Genomic DNA, 4,817 nt, shown 5'->3' with positions numbered 1-4,817 from the left:
ATGGTCGCGGTCGCGACGACCTTCTTGAACCGACTGGTGCGGGTCGCGTGTCCGGGCCTCCGATAGGCTCGGGGCCATGCAGTCCTGGTCCGACATTGCCGTTCCCTCCGTCCCCGGTCAGGGGCCGCCCCTGCGCCTCTTCGACACCGCGGACCGCCGGGTCCGGCCCGTCACCCCGGGTCCGGTTGCCACCATGTACGTCTGCGGTATCACCCCGTACGACGCGACCCACCTCGGTCACGCCGCGACCTACCTGGCCTTCGACCTGGTGAACCGGCTCTGGCGTGATGCCGGGCACGAGGTGCACTACGTGCAGAACGTCACCGACGTCGACGACCCGCTGTTCGAGCGGGCCGAGCGCGACGGCGAGGACTGGGTGGTGCTCGGCATGCGCGAGACCGCGCTGTTCCGTGAGGACATGGAGGCGCTGCGGGTGCTGCCGCCGCGCGACTACATCGGCGCGGTCGAGTCCGTGAACGAGGTCGTCGAGATGGTCGGGAAGCTGCTCGCCGCCGGCGCCGCCTACGTGCTCGACGACGCCGAGTACCCGGACGTGTACTTCCGCGCCGACGCCACCGAGCAGTTCGGCTACGAGTCCGGCTACGACCGCGAGACCATGGAGCGATTCTTCGCCGAGCGCGGCGGGGACCCGGACCGGGCGGGCAAGCGGGATCCGCTCGACGCGCTGCTCTGGCGCACCGAGCGCCCGGGCGAGCCGTCCTGGCCGTCGCCGTTCGGCGCGGGCCGGCCGGGCTGGCACATCGAGTGCTCCGCGATCGCGCTCAACCGCATCGGTACCGGCTTCGACCTGCAGGGCGGCGGCAGCGACCTGATCTTCCCGCACCACGAGTTCTCCGCCGCGCACGCCGAGGCACTGGTCGAGCAGCGGCGTTTTGCCCGCCACTACGTGCACACCGGGATGATCGGCCTGGACGGCGAGAAGATGTCCAAGAGCCGCGGCAACCTGGTGTTCGTCTCGAAGCTGCGCGGCGAGGGCACCGACCCGATGGCGATCCGGCTGGGCCTGCTCTCCGGGCACTACCGCACCGACCGGGCCTGGACGGACACGGTTCTCTCCGCCGCCGAGCGGCGGCTGGACCTCTGGCGGCGCGCCGCGGCGCTGCCGACCGCGCAGTCCGCCGAGGACACCGTCGCGCGGCTGCGTCAGCACCTCGCGGACGACCTGGACACCGGCAAGGCGATCGACGCGGTCGACGGCTGGGCCCGCCGGGCCGTGGACCACGGCGGTTCCGACGCCGGGGCCCCCGGTCTGCTGTCCGACGCGGTGGATGCGTTGCTGGGCGTGTCGCTGCGCTGACATCCGCGTTGCCGCCCCCCGGTCCGATGTCCTGGCAGGGGTCGGGACGACCTCGCACCCGGTGGGAACGCAGGGCGACTGGGCGAAGACTACGGTGAATGCCTTGTTCTTTGGTACGCGGCCACCATGCCTGAGCAGCGCGTCGTCCCTATCCTCAGACAATGGGCGCAACGGACATGAACTGGTCGGATCGGGGCGACGCGCCGGCCGAGACGATCGCGGTAGCAGGCGCAGTCACCGCCGATCGCGACGTGGACGACGAGGCATCACTCGGTGCGCTGCTGGAGCTGTCGTCACGGCAGGACCTGGAAGAGCGTGCAGAGAGAAGGGCGGCGCAACAACGTCACCCGAGTGCGAGATTCGCTCGGCGACGACCGCTCCTGCGACTCGTCGAATGACCGTTTTGGCCGTGTTCTTCGTCTGATTGTTCCTGTGCGGCAACATTTTCCGCGCGGTGTCCGCCGCAGCGGTCACCGGCGAACAGTGCGTTGCGATCGAACTCCAGTTGCCACCTCCGGGCGGCGATAGGGTTCTTCGAGATGTCGACCGAGGCCTGTGACATTGCGACGGAGTGGGGGGACGTATGGACGAGCTGGCTCCGATGCGACCGGTCGTGGTTAATGAGGATGCCCCGGCGTCCGAGCCGTGGTGGCCGGGTGCGGTGGGGCTCGCGCTCGCCGCGGCGGGATGGATCTACGCGTTCGGGAGCCAGCCGTCCGGAGCCGTCGCGTGGGTGGTGGGCGTCCTTGCGATGCTCGTCGGCCTCGGGTTATTCGTCGCGGCGACGCGGCGGACCCTGCGCGAGAACGCCGGCCACCGGATTCCGTGGTGGGGTACGCCGCCGGTGCGACCGCGGCAGTGGGATCTGCTCGCCGGTGTCGGGAGTCCGTTCCTGACGGTGGGGATCGTCGTTGTCGCCGGCCTTGTCGGGCGCGGAGTTTGGCCGGTGCTGGTCCTACTGGCGGCTGTCGTGATCGCCGCAATTGGGGTCAACGTCGTCCACAACCGTCGCATTTCAACCGGTGATCCAGGCCGACTCGGCGGGCGCGGGAGCTTCGGCTCGGATTAGATGGGCCCATGGACACAGTCAGGTTCTTCGAGCTGTCGACCGAGGCCTTCGAGGTGCTCGGGGTCCTGGCAATGGTGGTGGGTTTCGTCTACGCCTTCTTCCTCGCCGCGCTCACCTGGAAGCGGTCCGGCGACGGCGGGCGGGCGTTCAAGACCCTGCGCGAATCCCTCGGCGGGGCAATCCTGCTCGGCCTGGAGCTGCTGGTCGCGGCGGACATCGTCAAGACGGTCACGTCCACACCCTCGCTGACCGACGCGGCCGTCCTGGGCCTGATCGTGCTGATCCGGACCGTGCTGAGCCTGTCCATCGAGGTGGAGATCGAGGGTGTGCCGCCGTGGAAGCGGGCGCTGACCACCGGACCGCAGGTGCTGGCCCGGGCCACCCGTCAGGCCGGCGACGAGGCGCGCTGACGCGGCCGGCGTGAACCGCCGGCCGCGCCCGATCCGCTAGGCCGGGACGGCCGAGTCCTGCTGTCCCCGAGCCGAGCCGGTGTCGCGAAGGGTGGACACGGCGAGGCGGGTGTCCTCGGCGATCAGGTCCGCGTTCAGCGCGGCGCCGGCCATCACGCCGGCCGCGGCGGCCCCGATCACCTGGGCGCGCGGGTCGGTGACGTTGCCGGCGGCCCACACCCCGGGCACCGCCGTGGCGCCCATCGCATCGACGGGGATGTGGGTTCCGATCACGTGGCCGCCCATCTCCATCTCGGCCGACTCGAGACCCAGGCCCGCGAGGAAGTCGGCGCGGGCGGTGAACAGCGGCGAGACCACCAGCGCCCGAAGGTCGGCGCGCTCGCCGGTGGCCAGCTGCACGCCGGTGAGTCGGTCCTCGGAGACCTCCAGACCGGTGACCTTCCCGGTCACCACGGCGATGCCGCGGGCCTCGAGCTGCTCGGCCTCGTCCGCGGTCGGGGTGGGGCCGTCGTGCAGGAACAGGGTCACCTCCGCGCTCCACTGCCGCCACATCAGGGCCTGGTGCACGGCGAGCGGCCCGGTGGACAGCACACCGATCCTCTCGTCGCGCACCTCCCAGCCATGGCAGTACGGGCAGTGCAGCACCTCGCGACCCCACCGCTGCGCCAGGCCCGGCACGTCGGGCAGCTCGTCGACCAGGCCGGTCGTGACCAGCAGCCGCCGCGCGATCACCCGGCGGCCGTCCGCCAGCTCGACGCGGAATCCGTCGTCCGTCGCCTCGGCGGTGGTGACAGCCCCGGTGACCAGCTCGGCGCCGTAGCCGGCGGCCTCGTCGCGTCCGTCGGCCAGCAATGCGGCGGGGTTGTCGCCCTCGCGGCCGAGGTAGTTGTGCATGTGCGCGGCCGGGGCGTTGCGCGGGGCGCCTGCGTCGACGACCAGGACTGAGCGCCTCGCCCGTGACAGCGTCAGTGCCCCGCTGAGCCCGGCCGCGCCGCCGCCCACGACAATAACGTCGTACTTCTCGTTCATCTGTCTCCTCGTACTCGTCGGTGGGCTCCGACTCTGCGCCCGCCGACGCGATGCTGGCAAGTTCTTTTGCCGATGCGGCAAAGTGGGGGGATGAACGACGACCCGCACGCCCTCGACGACGTCCTCGACGCGGTGGGGCCGCGGCTGCGGGTGTTGCGCCTGCAACGGGGTGCGACCCTCGCGCAGCTGTCGGAGTCGACGGGAATCTCCGTGAGCACCCTGTCCCGGCTCGAGTCCGGTCAGCGCCGGCCCACGCTGGAGCTGCTGCTGCCGCTGGCCCGTGCCCACCACCTGCCACTCGACGAGCTGGTGGGCGCGCCCGCGACCGGCGACCCGCGGATCCACGCCCGGCCGATCAGCCGGAACGGGATGGCGATCATCCCGTTGACGCGGCGACCCGGCGGGGTGCGGGCGTTCAAGCACGTGATCCCGCCGCACACGCCGGCGGGGGAACCGACGCTCCAGGTGCACGAGGGATACGAGTGGCTGTACGTGCTGTCCGGGCGGTTGCGGCTGCTGCTCGGCGAGCACGACATCGTCCTGACGCCGGGGGAGGTGGCAGAGTTCGACACCAGGACCCCGCACTGGTTCGGCAACACCGGCGACGAGCCGGTGGAGATGCTCAGCCTGTTCGGACCGCAGGGCGAGCGCGCGCATGTCCGGACCAGCCCGGGCGTCTCTGCCTGAGGCGACCCACCGCGGCGCCTCGTGCCCCAATTGGCTCGGCGCCGAGCATGCGCCCTCCGTGCGCCATATCCTGGGTGAATGAGCACGAACCCCGCTGCGGATCGGATCGCGCGTCTACTGGTCGAGCGGGACGATCTCCTGCTCGATGGCCGCGAACTCGAGGCTCGCCTGGACAGATTGCGGCGACGGCTCGATGACGTGGACACGGAGATCGCCTCGCTTCGCCGAGTCGAGAGCGAACTACTACAGCGGCATCCCGAGCTTGGACAGGACTGAGTCCAAGGCCGTTTCAGTGCGGGTCGGC

General features: G+C 71.0%; 7 protein-coding genes. 6 read left to right on the top strand and 1 reads right to left on the bottom strand.

Annotation, left to right across the window (positions count from 1 at the left end):
- Positions 1 to 76: 76 nt before the first annotated feature.
- From mshC to ACFO6S_RS12790, 4 genes are all read left to right on the top strand, one after another.
- A complete protein-coding gene (gene mshC / locus ACFO6S_RS12805) occupies positions 77 to 1,318 on the top strand; it encodes a cysteine--1-D-myo-inosityl 2-amino-2-deoxy-alpha-D-glucopyranoside ligase (RefSeq protein WP_378417479.1) in 1,242 nt (413 codons plus the stop codon).
- 161 nt (positions 1,319 to 1,479) lie between these two features.
- Positions 1,480 to 1,716, top strand: coding sequence for a hypothetical protein (locus ACFO6S_RS12800; RefSeq protein ID WP_378417477.1), 237 nt, complete (start codon positions 1,480 to 1,482; stop codon positions 1,714 to 1,716).
- A 185-nt stretch (positions 1,717 to 1,901) separates the two neighbouring features.
- Positions 1,902 to 2,387, top strand: a complete 486-nt coding sequence (locus ACFO6S_RS12795; protein ID WP_378417475.1) for a hypothetical protein — start codon at positions 1,902 to 1,904, stop codon at positions 2,385 to 2,387.
- A gap of 8 nt (positions 2,388 to 2,395) precedes the next feature.
- Positions 2,396 to 2,797, top strand: coding sequence for a DUF1622 domain-containing protein (locus ACFO6S_RS12790; protein WP_378417473.1), 402 nt, complete (start codon positions 2,396 to 2,398; stop codon positions 2,795 to 2,797).
- A gap of 36 nt (positions 2,798 to 2,833) precedes the next feature.
- Here the strand turns inward: ACFO6S_RS12790 and ACFO6S_RS12785 are convergent, their stop codons facing one another.
- Positions 2,834 to 3,826 carry an NAD(P)/FAD-dependent oxidoreductase gene (locus tag ACFO6S_RS12785; RefSeq protein ID WP_378417471.1) on the bottom strand — a complete coding sequence of 331 codons (993 nt, stop codon included), beginning with the start codon at positions 3,824 to 3,826 and terminating at the stop codon, positions 2,834 to 2,836.
- 90 nt (positions 3,827 to 3,916) lie between these two features.
- Between ACFO6S_RS12785 and ACFO6S_RS12780 the strand changes: the two genes are divergently transcribed.
- Entirely contained in the window at positions 3,917 to 4,513 is a 597-nt protein-coding gene (locus tag ACFO6S_RS12780) for a helix-turn-helix domain-containing protein (RefSeq protein ID WP_378417469.1), read from the top strand.
- Positions 4,514 to 4,591: 78 nt separating this feature from the next.
- Positions 4,592 to 4,789 carry a hypothetical protein gene (locus ACFO6S_RS12775; protein WP_378417467.1) on the top strand — a complete coding sequence of 66 codons (198 nt, stop codon included), beginning with the start codon at positions 4,592 to 4,594 and terminating at the stop codon, positions 4,787 to 4,789.
- Positions 4,790 to 4,817 lie beyond the last annotated feature (28 nt).

The organism is Rhodococcus kronopolitis, from assembly GCF_042654025.1.
Lineage (GTDB): Bacteria > Actinomycetota > Actinomycetes > Mycobacteriales > Mycobacteriaceae > Rhodococcus_G > Rhodococcus_G kronopolitis.
This window is presented reverse-complemented; position numbering and strand designations above follow the sequence as displayed.

Bases quoted from the DNA above. Each gene is read 5' to 3' on its own strand.
- ACFO6S_RS12780 (WP_378417469.1), top strand. From the start codon at position 3,917: ATGAACGACGACCCGCACGCCCTCGACGACGTCCTCGACGCGGTGGGG.
- ACFO6S_RS12775 (WP_378417467.1), top strand. From the start codon at position 4,592: ATGAGCACGAACCCCGCTGCGGATCGGATCGCGCGTCTACTGGTCGAG.
- mshC (WP_378417479.1), top strand. From the start codon at position 77: ATGCAGTCCTGGTCCGACATTGCCGTTCCCTCCGTCCCCGGTCAGGGG.
- ACFO6S_RS12795 (WP_378417475.1), top strand. From the start codon at position 1,902: ATGGACGAGCTGGCTCCGATGCGACCGGTCGTGGTTAATGAGGATGCC.
- ACFO6S_RS12800 (WP_378417477.1), top strand. From the start codon at position 1,480: ATGGGCGCAACGGACATGAACTGGTCGGATCGGGGCGACGCGCCGGCC.
- ACFO6S_RS12785 (WP_378417471.1), bottom strand. From the start codon at position 3,826: ATGAACGAGAAGTACGACGTTATTGTCGTGGGCGGCGGCGCGGCCGGG.
- ACFO6S_RS12790 (WP_378417473.1), top strand. From the start codon at position 2,396: ATGGACACAGTCAGGTTCTTCGAGCTGTCGACCGAGGCCTTCGAGGTG.